Here is an 18,332-nt window from a genome sequence, read left to right as displayed (position 1 = left end):
GACCCACAGTTTTATGCACAACGTAGACATAGATCTTGTCGAGATGTCGCTCGACGTTATTAAATACGCGATAAGTCGTATTTCCGACACCGATCCTAAGCTTGGCTTTCCTAAGAAGGCAGAGGAGCTAAAGGCCCTCGTGGGCGAAACGGTCACACCTAAGGGCATCGGCGGCGAGAAGGCATTTGCCCTTTTTAAGGACGTTTTGGTCAAAGCAAGTGTCCCGATCGATCATCCCCGGCATCTTGCGTTCGTTCCCGCATCTCCGACCAGGGCGGCGGTGATGTTCGATCTAGTGACCTCGGCGACCAGTGTTCATGGAGCTTTCTGGCTGGAGGGAGCCGGCTGCATCTTTGCTGAGAACCAGGCGATGGCGTGGCTGGTGTCACTGACTGGAATGCCCGCCGGAGCTTTCGGTGTTTTTACAAGCGGAGGTACAGAGGCAAATCTTTCAGCAATGGTCACGGCCCGCGAATATTGGCGAGACCGGGACGAACGCAATTCTAAAACACGCGGCATCGTGATCGCCTCGAACGGGGCACATTCGTCGATCAAGGCGATGGCGAAGGTCATCGACGCCGATGTCCTTCTGATCGAAACAGAAAGCCGCCTCGAAGGCTCTCATTTGGCTGAGACCTTATCGCGGATGTCCGCGGAGGACCGTGCCAAGGTGTTCGCTGTGATAGCAACGGCCGGTACGACCAACGCGGGAATAATCGACGATCTCGCGGGTATCGCTACGATATGTAGATCAGAGGAGATCTGGTTTCACGTTGATGCCGCCTACGGTGGCGGAGCATTGGCGGCTCGTTCGGTCCGGCATCTTTTTAATGGTATCGAACAAGCCGACAGTGTCACGATCGATCCCCACAAGTGGCTATTTTCACCATATGATTGCGGGGCGATCATCTACCGCGATCCGGAACTCGCAAAAAAGGCCCACGCCCAGGAAGGTTCCTACCTCGATATCTTCAGCGATGAAGGTGCACAGGGATTTAATCCGTCGGACTATCAGATACAACTAACGCGACGCGTTCGAGGCCTCCCGTTGTGGTTCTCATTGGCATACCACGGCACGGATCGGTACGAAAAAGCCATCGAACGCGGGATCGAACTAGCTCAGATCGCAGGGCGATTGATCACTGAAGCCGAACATACAGAGCTGGTTCGCGAACCTAGCCTGTCCTGCGTTCTATACCGTCGAAAAGGATGGCAGCCGGAAGACTACCGCGCGTGGACCTACAAGAATCACAAGTCAGGGTTCGCTCTGGTCGCTCCCACCAAATGGAGAAACCCTGAAGGGCCTGAAACTGTATCGCGATTCTGTTTCATAAATCCCGACACTACCGAACAAGATATCACTGACATTCTGGCAACGATGGCCTAATCTATCTCTTTCTCCGAATTCCCCGAAACCGATCAGTCGGCGAAACTGACTTCGCCGGCCAATTGTGTTCCGTCACCCGCAAACCCCGTCAAGGGCTCTTTTGCACATTGTATCTCCGTCACCTTTCGAAAGTGATATCCCATTGCAGCGAGGGCGACCCCGTTGCCGAGACTCCGCGGGTAATGCCTAATGACGCTGAATAAATACTTCCAGAATCTTAGTCGTTCCCGGTCGCACACTCCGAGCCTCACAACTATTTTCATGAAAGATTTGAGTACGCCGATGACGCTGACTCGCTGCAATGCCGCCGCGTCGTTGCGAACACGCGATAAACAGTCCAGTGAGCGCTGATAGAATTCCTCCGAACTGTAAATGGTCCTTAAAATGCTTTTGTATCCTTCGACTAGGCGTTCCCGATCCATTTTTGGAACAAAGTTTAATGAACAATCCGTGTTATTCCCGCTGCTTTGGTGAACGAGTCTGCCTTCACGCTCCAAACGCTTCCAAAGCTGTGTGTCAGGAAGAGCAGTCAAGAGCCCGACCATAGCAAGCGGAATTGCACTGTCACGGATAAAGTTGATCTGTCGCTCGAAAATATCGTCCGGGTCGTTATCGAATCCGACAATAAAGCCGGCCATGACCTCGATACCATAGCTTTGGATCTTTCGCACCGATTCAAGGAGATCGCGTTTTGTGTTCTGAGATTTGTTGGCTTCTTTCAGACTTGCGGGCGCGGGCGTCTCAATACCGAGAAATACACGGTGAAAACCGGCGGATTGCATCATCTCGAGTAAAACATCGTCTTCGGCGAGGTTTACGCTTGCTTCCGTCAAAAAAGAAAATGGAAAATTATTTCGCTCGGACCATGCAATAAGATCCGGCAGGAATTTTCTAACCTCACGTTTGTTGCCGATAAAATTGTCGTCAACGATAAATACCGTTCCGCGCCAGCCAGCGACTCGCATGGCCTCCATTTCAGCTAGCATCTGTTCGCTTGATTTGGTACGCGGCGAGCGCCCGTAGATCTCAATGATGTCGCAAAACTCACACGAAAACGGACAGCCGCGTGAAAACTGGACATTCATCGAGGAGTATTGGTTTATGTCGATCAGACTGAAATCTGGCACCGGCGTGGACAAAAGCGAGGGGCGCTCGACTGCTTGATAAATGCGCTTTGGCGAGCCACGTTTCAAATCGTCGATAAACTCCGGCAAGGTGGTTTCTGCTTCACCTACGAAAATAAAATCCGCTTCCGGTACGAGATCCGAGCTCGTCGAGACATACGGGCCGCCGACTGCGACTCGTTTGCCAAGTTCTTTAGATAATTTTACAACCTGATCAAGTGATTCCCTCTGGACGATCATCGCGCTGAGAAAGACAATATCCGCCCATTCAATATCGCTCTTGGTTAGTGGCTGGACATTCATATCTACGAGACGCCGTTGCCAATTCTCGGGCAACATGGCGGAAACGGTCAGCAGCGCAAGCGGTGGAAACGCGGCCTTCTTGCCGACAAACGACAATGCGTAGCGAAAGCTCCAGTAAGTCTCCGGGAATACGGGGTAAACAAATAATACTCTCACGATTAATGCCTCCGGCGGAAAGCTGAATACTGATCTTGATACAGATCTCTTGATTTGAAAACGCCCGGCTTTTCAGCAAGCGCTTTCTCTCAGTAATTCCAATGCTATCAGCTATTTGCGGGGACAGATGTAAGAGTTGTGTAATAAGTAGAGGGAGGGGGAAATGACGAAAGAGCGCGGCGAAAGTTCGTTCCCTCAAACCTTTGGCGAACGCGATAGCCGGCGTGAAGTGGCCGCATCCCGTTCAAATCAAATAGCCGCTCCGCCGCATTCAAACGCGGACTCCTCCTCTTCGTCGAGCACCGGCAGAAAGATCTGCTTTGATTTGTCTTTGTCCGGGCCAACGCGCTCATACAGCGCCGCTCCTGCGAGCTTAAGGTAATTTATCCCAGATGCGGCAAGCAACTTAGACAGCCTTTGGGCATATTTTGAAATATGATCGTCGACAAACGTTGTTGACGCCCTGGAAGTTACGTCGGCACTTTCACTATCGCCGTTTTCCAGAGCATAAAATTCTTTCAATCGTAGATACGCGACGAATCCGGTCTCGACCGCAACATGATCAGGCACCTCGCTCGTGGTCGGATTATAAGAAAACGCGTCGTAGAAGCTATTCAATTCCGCCAGCATGTAACCCGGTTGAACCCAGCCGCGATAGCTTACTTCGCGACCCGGGGCCGGTCCGCCCGGCCCAAAGATAGAATGAAATAATCCTTCGCTTGCTTCTTTCTGAGCGGCCTTTGCGGCACGTTTCAGTTTCTTGTCGGTAACAGGACCTGCGAGATCTTCGACCTGTCTGAGCCAGTCATTTGACGGACAATCGAATAGTAGGCTAATTAGCCGCCATTCTGCCGCTTCGGCGAGCAGATCTCTAGTACTGTTTCTTTTGGTTTTCATAATGGCCCCATAGTCAATGTCTTTCCCCGCGAAGCCGAACGCGTTCGAGCATCTCGTACTTTTCTTCGTCGGCTAGTAGGGCATCCAGTATCGGATAAAGGTAGTCGGCCTCACGCCGGTCGTGATGGCTGCAGAGGCGAAGGTAAAATGCTTCGCGATCCAGAAGCTGAAGCAGGACTCGGTCCAACTCAGGTTCTGACTGCATGTCGCGGATCGTTTGCTTAAAAAGCCCAAGATGCGAACGCATCTTGGCGTGATCGTCATAGTAGAGCTTTGGAGCTCCCGCCGCCGGGAAGTCGGCCCGCTTTTCGTAGACCGGCAGCAGAATATTTTCTTCGTCAGCCATATGGCTGAAGAGGGTTGACTCATAGGCGTTAAGAAGGCCAAGTGCCTTTTCAAAATCAAAGTGGAGCAAAGCCCGCTGGTGCTCGAAGAATAATTCGTCGATCACATTGTGAACCTTCATGAGGTCACTAATAACTGCCATATTTTCTGTTCTCACTTTAAGATCAACGGCACCCAGCCGGTTCGCATCTTTCTTGCTCCAACCTCGATGTGGGAGCCTTCCCAGACAGCAAACGCGATCTGGGACGGCGTCACGGCTGAGAAGCCAGCGGGTAACGGCCGCGAGATGACAACGGCCCACCCTTTAGGCGTTTTGACGCCCTTTCCCTTCGAGACCGCGTTCGGGGCCGGAGATAGTGTGCTCGGCCCTTCGGCTATCAGGTCCTCTACCGGTTGCTCGCGTGGTCCGGAGCGCCGGCTTCCGAGTGCACGGGCCGGAGCGTACCGAGCCGCAGCCTCGGCTTGAGCCTGCGGATTATTCTCGAGCGGCTGGGCCTCCGCCGGGTAGTGGTCGATCGATGCATTTGGATAGATCGCGTTAATATTATCGGCCCGTCCCTCAACGATCGCCTGCCAATCGGCACGCCAGTATGAGATCTCAACTGTTTTCCCGACCTCACCCATCTGCGGGGCCGGGACATTTGGATCGACCTTTGAAGGAAGCTGTACTGCGCAACCGTCAATGAAATGTCTAGGCCCCGGCATGTCGCTTTGGCTCTCGTCAAGCCATTCGAGCCTGAATGCTATTTCACTGCCATTGGTGATCGCCTTGACAATCACCTCAGACGTCGACGGTTCTAACAGGCGCGGCTCTACCAGATCCTGCAAGATCATCTTCGATGCGTGGAGCGAGACTGCATCCCAGACGGCCGCATTCGGGTCAAGAGTGAGCTCCTTGACCTGCGCTACGTTGACCTCGACCGTCGGGACCTGAACCTTACTGCACGAAGTCGCAAATAAAAGAGCCAGTATTGTGAGCGATGTTGCGAATCGCATATAAAACCTCCTCACGGGCAATTGGTGCGCGTGATCTGATATAGCTTGTCGTATGCCGGGCGAATGTGGACTGGTTCCTTGAACGGGACATTGACCAGCTCTTTTCCATTCTCATCCATTCCGATCGCCTTATCGCCGACACGTTTCCATTTGCGCATTATCGCCTCGGTCGAGCCGAATAGGCCTAATAGGCTGGTCAGGTCCTGATCGTTCGGTGCGTTTCGGTAGATCTCGACGGCCTTATCTGTACCGGGGCCGAACATCTGGCGGGTAAACGCCGTTGGCACGTGGATCGGAGGAATGTAGTAAACGTTAGGCTCAAGGCCGAACTGCGGGAACAGCGGCAAGGCAACTTTCTTAATATGGACAAGATAATCGATCGGGTTATCAGCCTCGGCCTTGTCCGGCGTATTGATAAATCCGGCAACGCGGATCTTACCAATGCAATTTGCGAAACACTGGGGTGAAAGCCCTTGCTCGATCTTGGGATAACAGGCGATGCATTTTTCCGATGTCGATGTCATCGGATTGAAAAACACCTTCTTATACGGACAACCGCGGACACATTCCTGATAGCCGCGGCAGCGGTTTTGATCGACAAGAACGATGCCGTCCTCGGGCCGCTTGTAGATCGAACCACGAGGGCACGATGCCAGACAGCCCGGATAAGTGCAGTGATTGCAGATTCGTGCGAGATAATAGAACCACGCCATCTGATGTGGTATGTCGATACTCGCCCCGTGCTCGATGCCGCCTGCACAGTCGTCTTCGCCGACGTTCGGATAAGCGTAATCTTCATCCTCCGGCCGCCACCCGAGAACGCGTTCGCCGGCAGGTGCTGACTCAAAAATGGTACTTCCTTTATAAACAGATTCGCCGTTTTCCTCGCCCCAATTTTGCCCATCGAGCAAACTCAGGAGATTAAGGTCCCAGGCAAGCGGATAGGAACCATAAGGCTTGCTTTCGACGTTGTTCCAGAGCATATACTCCTGCCCCTTGCCCGAGGTCCAGGTCGTTTTGCACGCCAGCGTGCAGGTTTGGCACGCGATACATTTATTCGTATCGAAAACGGCGGCAAATTGCTTTTGTGGCCTGCTTTCCGGATACCAATAGGACATTTCTCGTCCAAGTTGCCAGTTGTTTACGCGTGCCATAGTTTTTTCTCCGTGTTGCTTTCTTTTCTATCTGTGTCGCTGCGGTGCTCAGCGAGGTTCATTTGTTGCTGGGGCGTAAAGGAAGCGCTCAGAACAAAGATCTGCCTTCCGATGTGCGTCGTTCGGGCGGCCAGGGCAAGGGAAGCGATCGCAAGGATAAGAACAACGAGTGCGTTCCAACGTGCCAGGCCTTTTGCGCGGATCATCCGGATCAAACCGACGAGAGCGAACATGCCGGTCAGTTCGATCGCGAAAAATGTCGGCAGCGCCGACGCCCTGTGGGCGACTATGTTTGTCCACGGCGGCCCAGCCATTAGAGCTGCACCTTTACCGGCTATCTCACCTGTTGCGTAAACCGCCAAGGTTAGTAAGGCCGTTACGAGAAATACCCATAAACTGCAACGTCCGACTTGGCGGCCGGACCGCCACATTTCGTACAGGAGCGCCACAATCCCGAGGGCCATTCCGATCAGGGGTAGGTAGTTTAGAAAAATGTGTATTCGTGTCGGGTCCATTTGATCCACTATTTCTTGCCGACAAAATCTCCGGCGATGTATCGCTTCATTGCATCCGATTCGTTTCTCGGCCGAATGCCCAGCTTCGTCGGACGCCAAAGCGGTTCGTCTCCAATACCGCCAGGTTCGGCCTTGGTGATCTTGATGAATGATTCACGCGGTGCACCGGTCGGGCAGTGCGTGTCTGGAAGAAATCCTTGCCCGATGCTTTGACCATACATTTCCTTTCGAACAAGGGAATCGGTCATTGTCGTCGGTTTAAGCCAGCCGCGCGTGGCGGACTGGTGCGAACCCGAGCGAAACATCGCCTGGTAATTTGTCCGAGGGTTCTTCGCCAATCCGTCCTTACGTTCCTTTTGCCCCTGTTGCGAACCGGGTGTTGCTCCGTACATGTTGAACCACATGCGGGTCACATTTCGCGGCGTGCCCGGATAGTAACGAGCTCGGCAGAGAAGCCGGGCAAATTCGTAATTCTTTTTGTCCTTCTGCCAGCCGCGGAATGGACGGTCTTCCGGGTCGGGATCGATCCAGACATAATCGCCATCGTTAATCCCAAGTTCCTGTGCGTCATCTGGATTAATATCAACGTAGCCCTCGGTAACGAACGGTGAGCGTTTGTCGCGGCGGTAAATGTCGCCGAACGGGCCAAAGAGCATCGCGTTCATATCCGTATCAATCGGCGTCGTATGTGAGCCGTGGCGGTATTTCGGCGTGTGAAAGATGAACTTGAAACCATCCTTCATCAACGGATGAGCAGTGTTCTTTGCATCGGCCCAGCTGTAGACGACATTCCGGCCGCTTCGAGTGTCACACGTTAGATCATCGAGCTTCGCGCCGTAGGCCTCGGGTCCCATCGGCCTCATAGCTTCGTGCGGTGGCGAAACGATGATGTTCGGTTCGTAAAAGGTCGAATCGACCGGTTCGCGGTGTACGGGTAAATTCTCACCCGCTTCGATAAATTCGTCTTCCTCACGATATGATTCGAGACGCCCGCTCTTTGTGTACCATGGAGTCGAATCGGCGATTTGATTGTAGCCGACCGATTTCGGTGTCGTTCTGCTATTCATGATTGCGGGTATCCCTTCAAGCGCCTTATCATGAAGGTCTTTGAAGGAATAGCCTTTTGAATTGGTTGAATTATCAAGGATACGCTGAAGATAGACATCGGTCCGGTCATCCCGGACAAATTTCCAATAGTCATTGAAACGCTGGTCGCCCGTTAGATCCGCCAGTTTAGACGCGACCGTAGCGAAAACCTCGATATCGCCCATCGTGTTAAAGATCCGAGGGATCGGTGTTTTGGGGAAGACGAGCAGGAATGGATTTGTGACCGACGCGGTCATGTCCGGATGCTTGAGTTCCGCCCACGAATCGACGCCGAAAACGACGTCCGCCCATTCGCACGACGTTGACCACCACCATTCATTAACGGCGATCATTTCTATCTTGGGAAGTACGTTGACCACCGTGTTGTAATGCCATTTAACATTTCCGAGGATCGAGTTGGCGTTAGCAAACCACAGCGACTTTGTCGGGCACGGCATGTGCGTTTTGCCAGTCAGCAATTTGTCGCCGACCCTAAGCGGATGATCTTCGTGGTTGTAATAGTGGGCCGATTCGGCCTTCCAATATTGTTTTACACGCGCCGGTTTTGCGGGGTCTAATTCGATATCAAACGGATCTTCATTGATATATTGCGGGGATCCGTTAAATAGCGCGGTGCGGTGATTGCCCGAAAATGATCCGACATTCCCGCTGATCTTGCCGATGTTTCCGGTAAGCGGCAAGCAGGAGAATATCACGGTCTTTGCTGACATTATTGAAAAACTGGTTCGGGCCCATTCCAACCGCAAATAGTGTCGTGCCGAAATCTTTGGCGAAATGACGCGCAAGGCTCTGAACAGCAGCAGCAGGCGCCCATGTAATTTCCTCGACCGTTTTCGGATCGAAGTGAGCCGCATATTCTTTAACAAGATCAAACACCGGGCGACAGCGAACGGTGCTTCCATCTATTAGAGTGATACTGATCGCTCCCTCAAGCTTCGCTTCACCGACTTTTGAATTCTTGCCGACGTCATCACGGGTTAGCATTTGCGGCTTGTTCGTCTTTGAGTCAAACCAAACATAGTCACCCCATTCAAGCCTCATTTTTTCTGGAATGATATTCTTGTCCGATTGTTCGCCAGCCGGAGCCGCTCTTTCGCCTTCCTTTAAGATCTGCGTTTGCTTCAGTTTCGCGGGTCCGCCGCCGAAAACGTCGGCGGCCTTGAGATATTTCAGACTGTCCATCCTGACGAGGATCGGCATGTCGGTCCATTGACGAACAAATTCGTTATCGTACAGGTTTTCCTGCATTATTACGTTTGCGAAACCCAACGCCAACGCCGGCGTAGTGCCCGGCCGAACAACGATTACGTCGTCAGCCTTGGTTGCCGTGGCCGAATATTCGCAAGCGATAACGACGATCTTCGTGCCTTTCATGCGGGCTTCGGTAAGCCAGTGAGCGTCGGGCATCTTCGTTGCGATCCAGTTCATACCCCAAGCTACAACGGTCTTCGCCTGCTCGACCGAGTTGAGGTCGAATTCCATACTCTGCTGACCTGTGACCATCGGGTGTCCCGGTGGAAGATCGGTGTGCCAGGAGTAGTTGTCATAGCCTTTTCCTCCGAGCGCCTGATCGGGACCAACGCCGCGGATGTGCGAGTCGAGCAGCGCGATAGAATTTGCCATTCGGTACATTCCGAAAATGCGGGTCATACCCAGCAGCGGCATTCCGCCGCGAAATTTCATAACTTGTGTGCCAACTCCGTGGGTGGCCTCGATCGTCGCCTCGTCATAATGCTGCTCCTTAAGTCTTCGTTTACCTTCTTCGCCAGTGTATGTCTCGGCTATGTTCTTAAGGGCAGCCGCGACGATCACGCCGGCCTCGTCGTGCGACATCCGAACCCACTCGTCCCGGGCGCGCTGGAAATATTCCTCAGGCGGACGCCCGTCGGCACCGCGAGGGAAGCCGGCCTCGTACCATTTCTTATAGCCGGCCCGGACCATTGTTCCGTTTACTCGCCGGTCTCCGTAAAAGCGCCGCGTTAGAGCAAGGCCCTTTTGGCAGACACGCGGGTCCCACCGATGCGAAGTACCGTTGCCGAGCAGATCGACGGCCTCGCCGTATTTCATTGTCGGGCCGATCCGGGTAATGACGCCCTGGCGTACATGTGCGTTGAGCAGGCAGTTGTGCGTATCGTTAGGAGCACAGGTAAAGGTATAACGCGAATCATAAGCCCAGAGGTCGCGATAGACCTTTTCCCAATCACGGTTCGGATAGGCGGCTAGAGGATTTGTTATGGCTTCAAGTCCCCAGGCGTTCGTCGTCGATGCGACGAGAGCGCCAAAGCCGGCAGCAGTGATCCTTGCCATAAATTCGCGTCTAGAAATTTCTTTTTTCATATCATTCCTCGTTATTGCTCAACTACTTAACACTTAACGAACGTATATAGGTCACGATCGATTCGATCTCAGCCTGCGTCAGCACGCGTCTGATCGGCGATGGGTTTGCAAATCCCTGCATCACCGTTCCGCTTCGTCCGCGTTTTATCATTTCGACCAGAAAGGTGTCTGAAACACTAGAAAGAAAGGCTTTGTTGGCCAAAGCCGGGCCGTCGCCACCGACGGCGTTCTTTCCGTGACAACCTGAGCAATTTGAGGCAAAAAGTGTCGCTCCGAGATTCGCGTCGCCCATTGCCCATATCTGCGGTTTGGGGTCCGGCAGTGCCTGAACGTTTCCTCCGAGCCCACGAATGTACGCGATGACAGACCGCAGCTCATCATCATTAAATCCATTCACCCGATCGCCCCACGGAAGCATCGGACGCCCCGGACGCCCATTTCGTATCGTTTGGAAGAGAAAATCGTCAGAGGCGAGCTGCAGGAACTCCGGACTCATTATCGACGGGTTTGGAACAAGGCCCGGGAACCGGGTTCCACGTCCGTCTGCCGCGTGACAACTTGAACAAACCGCGGTGTAAATGGTCTCCCCGTCCTTAGCAAACTCGCGTTCGCCGAAACGCATAGCTCGGACGCGGTCTTTCGGAAGATAAACGTCAGGCAAGGTGCGCCTTCTGAGCGAAAGTGTGTAGAGCGTCAACAGGTCGATCTGATCATTAGACAACCCAAGTACGGGCATCTGCGATCCCGCAACCGTCGATGCCGGTGAACGAAAATGCTGGACGACCCAGTTGGTTAGAGTGTGATCGCCCGGAACCTTTGAGAAGTTAAGCTGGTTTGGATCTTTGAAGCCGGAAAGCGATAGATTCACGCCTGCATCACCGCCAAATGTACCGACAGTATGACAACCGGCGCAGCCGACCGAGTTGAATTGAGCCTTTGCCTCAATGAGTTTCGGGGCTCCCATTTGGGTTTCGAGAAAGATCTTGAGCTCCGCCCGGTCGGCTTCACTTACTTCTCGAAATGACGTTTTCCACGCTTCGTCCGTTCCTTGCTGAGACTTTCGCAGATGTGCGGCATACCATTCGGCGTTGTACCCCTTCAGGCCGACATGCGAAAGGTCTGGGCCTTCCATTCCCGTCACATTTCCACCCGGACGCAGCGTGCCGCCACGGCCGTCGAGCCGGTGACAGGCATAGCAGTCAAGGCGCTCGAATGTCTTACGCGCATTTTCGAGCGTCGGCAGATTTGGAACATTGAGCGGCGTGTGACAGGTTCCGCAGCTCGCGTAGGCATATTTTGCCGGGAGCATTGGCTCGGTCCAAAAATGAACGTTGCCGTGAGCGTCGTCTTTCTCGGTAGCCTGCCCCTGCCCACCGTGACAAACGGTGCAGCCGATCTCAGTCGGCGAATGAACGACCGGCTTATGGGCTGCTCCTACCTTTTGATCGGTCGTGATCTGTTCGCCGGATGCCATCCCGACGTGACAAGTAACGCAACGGTCCGTTACTTTGAGCTGCGGATTCACTATCTGCCGAAGCCGCAAATCGACCGGGCCTTCGGTAGTCTTGGCACTGTTTTGAATTCCGTGCCAATCCTTCATAAAGTTCTCAGACACGGCAGCTGCCGCCAGGAGCAAAAAGACCCCGATACTTGAAACCATCAACAAATATTTATTCTTGTTCATTGCGTCAATGGCCTCCCCAATCAGACGGCGACCAGAAGAAATCCCAGTTCGGCCCGCGGAAATATGTACCGATCACGGTCAACACAATGAAACCGCATAGAAAGCACGTAAACAGGGCCAGCGCACCTGCACGAGTCGAGTTGTATCTTCGAACGGCCCATATCGAATACGCCGCGTAGATCGCCGTCAGGACCGTCCCGGGATTGATAAATGTAATAAACAGCTGAGGGATATCGGGGAACCACTCCCGCAGCCAACCGAAATGGATCGCAAAAGCCTCGACACCGATAGAGGCCACGAATCCGACAACGATCGACCATTTGACCAGTTTCCAGCCACCCGGACCGCCAAACCATTCGCCTGTTCCTTCCTTTTCACGGTCGAGAAATGGGATCAGACCCAAGCCGATCACGCACAGCATCGGAATACCTATGCCACCCATGAATGCCGAGAACGATACGATCTCCTGGAGCCCAAGAAAGTACCACGGGGCCTTTGCCGGATTCTCGGGAACGAGCGGATTTGCCAGTTCTTTTAACGGAGCATCAGAAACGAAAGCCAACCCGACGCAGATAAGAGTTGTCAGCATCAACACGCCAAGCTCGGCGTAGAAAAGGTGCGGCATTGACGGAACCGTGTGTTCCGGGCCGCTCCCGACGGCAGGCGTTTTGCCCTTCACGACGGCGGCTAGGTGATATGTTTTCGTCGGAGCATCCGTAAAGACCGGATAGAATTCTTTGGCTTCCTGGCCAACCAGTTCATCGGCATTCGCCGGTTTTGCGAGCCCACCATCCTTGCGTATTCGCCAGAAATGCACCGCCATCAACATAACAAGAGTCAGTGGCAAGATCATTACGTGAAGCAGATAGAATCTGATCAACGCCTCTTCGCCGACCTTGTCAGACCCAAGCAATATTTCACGCTGCAGGCCGCCGATATCTGCCCAAGCCGTGATCCCAAGTGCATCCGTGATCTCTCGAGGACTCTGCGCGATATTCGCGCCGATCGTGATCGCCCAGTATGCGAGTTGATCCCAAGGCAGCAGGTAACCCGTAAACGACAGGCCCAGTGTTGTGACTAGCAACCCCCAGCCAATGAACCAGTTGAATTCCCTCGGTTTTCGGTACGAAGCGGTGTAGAACGCCCTTGCCATGTGCAGTATCACGGCGACCACCATCACGTTAGCGGCCCAGCGGTGAATGTTCCGCATAAACCGGCCAGTAGGTACGATGAAATGAATGTCCTTGATTGATTGATAGGCTACGTCCGGATACGGCTTGTAGTAGAACATCAGCAGGATGCCGGTGACCAGAGTTATCAGAAATGCCGCAGTCGTCATTATGCCGAGACCCATGGTCGTGCTCCAACGCAGGCTCCAGAGATGTGTGCGAACCGAATGAAGATGCAGGAAGACGTTGCCGAAGATAAACGACGACCGCGTGCGATCGGTCTTTGGCGGACCGCCGCGAAACATCGCCCGATAAACGTGATTAGGGATGCCCCGCAGATTGATCCAGAATTCGTGTAATGCTGAATAGCCTTCTGCTTTCATGGTCTACACCTTTGTTCCAGTTTTTACAGTTGCTTCCTCGTCGATCGTAAGAAGAGCTCCGTTTTTGAGACCTTAAGCCAAGGTAGCGGTGTCGGAGCAGGCCCTTTTCTTACAGTTCCATCTTTCTGAAAGCCCGACCCGTGGCAGGGACAGTCAAACCCGGCGGCGCTCGTCTTAACGATGCATCCCAAATGCGTGCAAACGGTCGAGATAGCAAATACGCCATCAGCATCGCGAAAGACCGCAACGTTTCGCCCCGGCGGTACGAACGCTTCGCCCTCCGGATGGGTGTCCGGTAACGCCACATTAAATTTCTTTGCTGGAGAAGCCGACACGGCTGCCTTTGGAAGTTTCAGCATTCCGAAGATCGAGAGTGCAAATGCCGCCGCCATCGAACCCAGAGCGGCGAGCCCCCAGAAAATCCCCTCCGCGGCATCGGTTCCGGATCAAAACGTGATTTCTTTTCACTCGGATGTGTCGTCATAAAGAACTCCAATTTGTTGAAAATGTGACTCGTTCCATCGAGATGGCATCGACCGGGCAGCGGATTGCGCAGAGAGCACAGCGAATACAGCGGTCCTCGTCTTTCAGGATCGCCGAGTTCTCAGTCAGATCTGCGTCCTCTCCAAGTGAGGCATCTATCATCGAGTCGACCTCGGTATCGAACTCAAGCCTATCGAGCGAGATCAGCTTCAAACATTCGGTTGGGCAAACGTCCGCGCAGCCACCACACAGTACGCATCGGCTGCCATCAAACACCGGCGTTACTCCACAATCTAGGCAGCGTGACGCCTCGCGCATGGCCTCTTCACGGCTGTAGCCGATCTCAACGACGTTTTCGGGATGCTTGAGCCGCTCGGCCGGTTCGATCGTGGGCACCTCAACGCGGCGGATCGATTCGAAGCCGCGTTCACGACGGTATCGGTCAAGAACGACATGTGTTTTGACCAATTCATGCTCGAGCGCATTACCGGTCAGGTATTGATAAACGGAACGCGCTGCTGCCTTGCCGGACGCGACGGCGTCGATCAGCAAACGCGTTCCGTGAGCGAGATCACCGGCGACAAAGACGCCCTTTGCAGTGGTCTGCAGCGTGATGGGGTCAACCTTGGGCCAGTCGCCTCGCATTCGCTCAACGTCCTGTCCGCCGTCCTCCAAAATGAAAGGGCTGGTGCTTGGCCAACAGCGAGAAGGACGGTGTCGCAGGGAATTAATTTTTTCATCATCATCGTAGAGCGGTGAGAATTTTCGATCTTCGTCGTAGACCCGCAAGCATCTGCGAAACGCGACGCCGGTGACTCTGCCTTTTTCGTCGCGAACTACCTCCGTCGGTCCCTGACCGTTGCTTCGCTTAATCCCTTCTTCATCGCCCTCAACGATCTCGATCGTGTCTGCGGGCATTTCTTCTGCACCCTCAAGCGAGATCAGGTGAACGTTCGCAGTCTCGGAAAAGCCTCGCAGCCGTGCGTGCAGTATCAAAAGCGATCTGGGCGGACGACCGACCTTGCGACGTCATAAGCAACATTTCCGCCGCCGATTACAACGATCTCACTGCCCATACTGAGATCTTCGCCGAGCGAGACCGCCCGAAGCAGATCGACGCCTCCGATAACGCCCGGGCCATCCTCACCAGTCAAGCCAAGGCCGCGGGATGATTTGGCACCGACCGCGATGATCACCGCCGCAAAATCCTCGCGTAGCTCAGCAAAAGCAATGTCTTCACCAACTTTTACTCCGCACCTGATCTCGACGCCGAGTGCCTCGATAACGGCAATTTCTTTTCGATCAGTTCACGAGGCAAGCGATACGCCGGAACCCCGACCGCGAGCATTCCGGCTGCAACAGGCTCGATCTCAAAGACGACCGGCTTAAATCCCAGTAGAGCCAGGTCATGAGCGGCGGAGAGTCCCGCCGGGCCAGCCCGATGATGGCGATCTTTTGGCTATCACCTTTTTCGATCGAACTGTTGGTCGCGGATCTTAAGAGAGCCGCCATCTCCTCAGCATCTGCGGCGACGGGCGGGATAAAATTCTGATCGGGTCCAATACTTCACTCGTCGGTCTCGCCTCCGGCCCGAAGTGGTCACATGCAAATCGCCTGAGCGCACGAATTGCGATCGGCCGGTCCTGTCCGACGAACATGCCGTCGTCATTTCTTTGGGGATTTTTCCGCGGCGACAGGCGATCTCGCAAGGGGCTCCGCAGATGCTCGCAGATCGAGGCAAAAGGATTGGGACCACGTGCTATAGATATGCTTCTTCAAACCGTCCATCCGCGATCGCCCGAACATACCCGCGTGCGTCCGTATGTACCGGACACGCCACTTGGCACGAGATCAGGTTTTGATGGTAGTTCGCGTCCGGACGTGAACATTTAGCCGCATCATAGTTTTCCTTGTCACATAATGTTTGAAACTGCTGGAATGCTATGCGGGTTGCGGTTGCCAAAATATGACTTAAGTCATATTCTGAGCAATATTTTTAGCCGCCGATCGAACTCATCGACCGCGAGGCATACTCGAATGTAGGGGAACCAATGGTATGGCCGATGTTTTTCTTGCGACAGCAAATGAATAAGGTCGGCGACTTCGGTTCGCGATCCGCCGCTTCTTAGCAAACGTCGTACATCATATTCTTCAGTAGAGAAAAGACACGTTCTGATGTGCCCATCGGCCGTCAGGCGATTTCGCGAACAGTCGCCGCAGAAAGCATTCGTCACCGGAGCGATCAGGCCGATCTCCCCGCTTGTGCCGTCAGCAAAGCGATACCTCCACGCTGTCTCACCTCTGCGAGACTGGTTTATAAGGACTATTGGAAAGGCCGAATTTATTTTTTCCGGATCTCGGCAGCCGAGACGAGATGTTTTCGATCCCACATATGCCCGCTATCGAGGGGCATGAATTCGATGAATCTTGAGTTAAACTGTTTCTTCTTGCAAATCGAGCAAGGTCAGACGATCTCATCGTCATTTCTGCCTCGGACAATCACGGCGTTGACCTTTGTATTAGGATATCCGCCTAGATCGTGCGGCCTCTATCGAGTCGAGCACGTCGGAGAGTTTATCGGGCCCGTAATCGAACGAAATGTGCCCGGCCTTAAACTGTCCAGTGAGAATGTCACCCTGTTCAGACCTCCAATCGGAACAAGGCGGCTTTAATGCGAAGTTGCTGCCGTTAGTGATCATCGCGAGTTCTTGAAGGCCAAGGGTTTAAGACATGCAAGTTGAGCGATGATAACCCCAAGGCCCTTCCTGACCATCGGTTCGTGCCGGTTAGCCTATCTTTTCAATCCCGGGAGAGACGAACACATCACAGAAAGTGTATCTCGTCGAAGGTCAGATTCGGATCACTTGGAGGTGCAAGGGGCCGGATCAGGATCGCAATAGAAACATCGAAATTACAGCGATCCGTCACTGATACTAGCAGGTCTTTGATTCTTCGATTGAAGGAATCAAACAACATTTCTCGTTCTTCCGCCGCTGTTCTTCGTCATAGTCTTGACTCTACTTTTTTGGCCGTTTGCCGATCTCCTTGGCCGAAGTTCTATTCCGGTTCTTGCCCGACAACATTAAAGGTCTCACCCCGCAAGGCAAAACATGATCTGCGTCATACTGACGCAATCGGGTGAACGATACCGTTTCGACGCCAGGACCCTTACTGAAAAGCAGTGCTGGCGAATGCTGGATGAGGTGCCGTTCTAATCACGAAATATTGTCCGCCACGGTGGTTTATTTATGAGCCAGAACAACTATAGTTGTTGGTGGTTTGTGACAGTTGTTGTCAACAAATGTCACAAACCACTAAACAGTAAACACAAAAAACATTTTCGATCAGAATGTGTTATTATTTTAATTCTTTCTCGACACATTTATCAACCTTCTAGAAGGGAATAATCTCGACCAGTTGGTCTTAGTTAGCCCATACCGGCATACCCTTCATAGGTTGTTGAATGCATGCAAAACCCGTTTCTGAATGTTGTTTCAAGGATTTGATTCCATGATTAACCTCAGGCTGGCTGGTGCGAGGGTAACTGTTCCTGCGAGCTTATTTAGTGGGCTCCTGAAAGGCCTGGTCGATCAAATGCATTGGTTATCGCCATCAAGTAGTGCCTTTGCCTGCAAAGCGGCAGTTTCGTCAAATTCGGCATATTCAAAGCTCGTTTGCATCTTCATGCCCGGCACCCCGCTGAGCGAGTTTATCGGAGTAGCCGAGACGTGCCCCAATCTAGTCACCAGTCCTGACGCAAAATCACGGAGCCTAAGACTGCCGAAACCTGCGGCTTCACGTACTATGTTCCACGACTTTTTAAAGTGCTGTGAGGAAAAATTAGATTATCGAGTTCGGCCGCATTCTGTGATACTAATTTCCGTCTGCTTAGGTCGTTCCAAAAGCCTGGAAGGCCCTTTTCATTCTCTCTCGGTGACTACGGCATACACTGCCGCCGTTCTTGTAGGAAAACAAGCTGGGTAAGATCTTTGAATTGTCCGGCATCATCAATAAGGTCTTCCACCGTAATGGTTCGAAGAATGGGGAGGTATCTTTCGAATAATCGGTCTTGCTATCGTTAACAGGGTAGAGTTCATTCGACGGGCACCTGAGTCTCCCAATGAAATTATCAGAGCATATAGTCGCGGTGCCTCACTGCCAGTGCCCTCTCGCTTCCTCGAGGATTACCTTTTCCTGACCCCAGGTTACGGGGTGACGGCTCCTCGATTTTCCAGCCCCTTTGATAAAGTCCTCAAAATCCGGAAGCTCCTTTAACCATTTCTTCTTCCAAG

General features: G+C 53.1%; 13 protein-coding genes and 1 pseudogene. 1 reads left to right on the top strand and 13 read right to left on the bottom strand.

Annotation, left to right across the window (positions count from 1 at the left end):
• Positions 1–13: 13 nt before the first annotated feature.
• Positions 14–1,387 (top strand): aspartate aminotransferase family protein, encoded by a 1,374-nt coding sequence (locus IPG22_22780; GenBank protein MBK6591095.1) that lies wholly within the window; start codon positions 14–16, stop codon positions 1,385–1,387.
• Positions 1,388–1,419: 32 nt separating this feature from the next.
• Here the strand turns inward: IPG22_22780 and IPG22_22775 are convergent, their stop codons facing one another.
• The 13 genes and pseudogenes from IPG22_22775 to IPG22_22715 form a co-directional block, all read right to left on the bottom strand.
• Positions 1,420–2,970: a B12-binding domain-containing radical SAM protein gene (locus IPG22_22775; protein MBK6591094.1), complete on the bottom strand. Its 1,551-nt coding sequence runs from the start codon at positions 2,968–2,970 to the stop codon at positions 1,420–1,422.
• A 249-nt stretch (positions 2,971–3,219) separates the two neighbouring features.
• Positions 3,220–3,867 (bottom strand): molecular chaperone TorD family protein, encoded by a 648-nt coding sequence (locus IPG22_22770; protein MBK6591093.1) that lies wholly within the window; start codon positions 3,865–3,867, stop codon positions 3,220–3,222.
• Positions 3,868–3,880: 13 nt separating this feature from the next.
• Positions 3,881–4,354: a hypothetical protein gene (locus IPG22_22765; GenBank protein ID MBK6591092.1), complete on the bottom strand. Its 474-nt coding sequence runs from the start codon at positions 4,352–4,354 to the stop codon at positions 3,881–3,883.
• Between the two features lie 11 nt (positions 4,355–4,365).
• Positions 4,366–5,208 (bottom strand): hypothetical protein, encoded by an 843-nt coding sequence (locus IPG22_22760; GenBank protein MBK6591091.1) that lies wholly within the window; start codon positions 5,206–5,208, stop codon positions 4,366–4,368.
• A gap of 11 nt (positions 5,209–5,219) precedes the next feature.
• On the bottom strand, positions 5,220–6,362 hold the full coding sequence (locus tag IPG22_22755; GenBank protein MBK6591090.1) for a dehydrogenase: 1,143 nt from the start codon (positions 6,360–6,362) through the stop codon (positions 5,220–5,222).
• Positions 6,350–6,724, bottom strand: coding sequence for a hypothetical protein (locus IPG22_22750; protein ID MBK6591089.1), 375 nt, complete (start codon positions 6,722–6,724; stop codon positions 6,350–6,352). The genes IPG22_22755 and IPG22_22750 overlap by 13 nt, the downstream gene beginning before the upstream one ends.
• A gap of 161 nt (positions 6,725–6,885) precedes the next feature.
• Positions 6,886–10,321: pseudogene (locus IPG22_22745) on the bottom strand (molybdopterin-dependent oxidoreductase).
• Between the two features lie 22 nt (positions 10,322–10,343).
• Positions 10,344–12,005 carry a c-type cytochrome gene (locus tag IPG22_22740; protein ID MBK6591088.1) on the bottom strand — a complete coding sequence of 554 codons (1,662 nt, stop codon included), beginning with the start codon at positions 12,003–12,005 and terminating at the stop codon, positions 10,344–10,346.
• A 4-nt stretch (positions 12,006–12,009) separates the two neighbouring features.
• Positions 12,010–13,557 (bottom strand): cytochrome b N-terminal domain-containing protein, encoded by a 1,548-nt coding sequence (locus tag IPG22_22735; GenBank protein ID MBK6591087.1) that lies wholly within the window; start codon positions 13,555–13,557, stop codon positions 12,010–12,012.
• A 23-nt stretch (positions 13,558–13,580) separates the two neighbouring features.
• Positions 13,581–13,949, bottom strand: a complete 369-nt coding sequence (locus IPG22_22730; GenBank protein MBK6591086.1) for a Rieske 2Fe-2S domain-containing protein — start codon at positions 13,947–13,949, stop codon at positions 13,581–13,583.
• An 88-nt stretch (positions 13,950–14,037) separates the two neighbouring features.
• The gene (locus IPG22_22725; GenBank protein MBK6591085.1) at positions 14,038–15,036 is read right to left on the bottom strand and encodes a 4Fe-4S binding protein; all 999 of its coding nucleotides are present in this window, start codon (positions 15,034–15,036) and stop codon (positions 14,038–14,040) included.
• Positions 15,033–15,236, bottom strand: coding sequence for a hypothetical protein (locus tag IPG22_22720; protein ID MBK6591084.1), 204 nt, complete (start codon positions 15,234–15,236; stop codon positions 15,033–15,035). Before IPG22_22720 ends, IPG22_22725 begins: the two co-directional genes overlap by 4 nt.
• Positions 15,237–16,016: 780 nt before the next feature.
• The gene (locus IPG22_22715; GenBank protein ID MBK6591083.1) at positions 16,017–16,430 is read right to left on the bottom strand and encodes a hypothetical protein; all 414 of its coding nucleotides are present in this window, start codon (positions 16,428–16,430) and stop codon (positions 16,017–16,019) included.
• Positions 16,431–18,332 lie beyond the last annotated feature (1,902 nt).

It is taken from the genome of Acidobacteriota bacterium, from assembly GCA_016703965.1.
Lineage (GTDB): Bacteria > Acidobacteriota > Blastocatellia > Pyrinomonadales > Pyrinomonadaceae > OLB17.
The sequence above is the reverse complement of the archived record's forward strand: the minus strand, read 5'-3'. Positions and strand labels throughout refer to the sequence as shown.

What these genes read in the sequence shown, in the direction of transcription:
- IPG22_22780 (MBK6591095.1), top strand. Translation starts at nt 14, where the DNA reads ATGCACAACGTAGACATAGATCTTGTCGAGATGTCGCTCGACGTTATT.
- IPG22_22770 (MBK6591093.1), bottom strand. Translation starts at nt 3,867, where the DNA reads ATGAAAACCAAAAGAAACAGTACTAGAGATCTGCTCGCCGAAGCGGCA.
- IPG22_22765 (MBK6591092.1), bottom strand. Translation starts at nt 4,354, where the DNA reads ATGGCAGTTATTAGTGACCTCATGAAGGTTCACAATGTGATCGACGAA.
- IPG22_22760 (MBK6591091.1), bottom strand. Translation starts at nt 5,208, where the DNA reads ATGCGATTCGCAACATCGCTCACAATACTGGCTCTTTTATTTGCGACT.
- IPG22_22755 (MBK6591090.1), bottom strand. Translation starts at nt 6,362, where the DNA reads ATGGCACGCGTAAACAACTGGCAACTTGGACGAGAAATGTCCTATTGG.
- IPG22_22740 (MBK6591088.1), bottom strand. Translation starts at nt 12,005, where the DNA reads ATGAACAAGAATAAATATTTGTTGATGGTTTCAAGTATCGGGGTCTTT.
- IPG22_22735 (MBK6591087.1), bottom strand. Translation starts at nt 13,557, where the DNA reads ATGAAAGCAGAAGGCTATTCAGCATTACACGAATTCTGGATCAATCTG.
- IPG22_22730 (MBK6591086.1), bottom strand. Translation starts at nt 13,949, where the DNA reads ATGGCGGCGGCATTTGCACTCTCGATCTTCGGAATGCTGAAACTTCCA.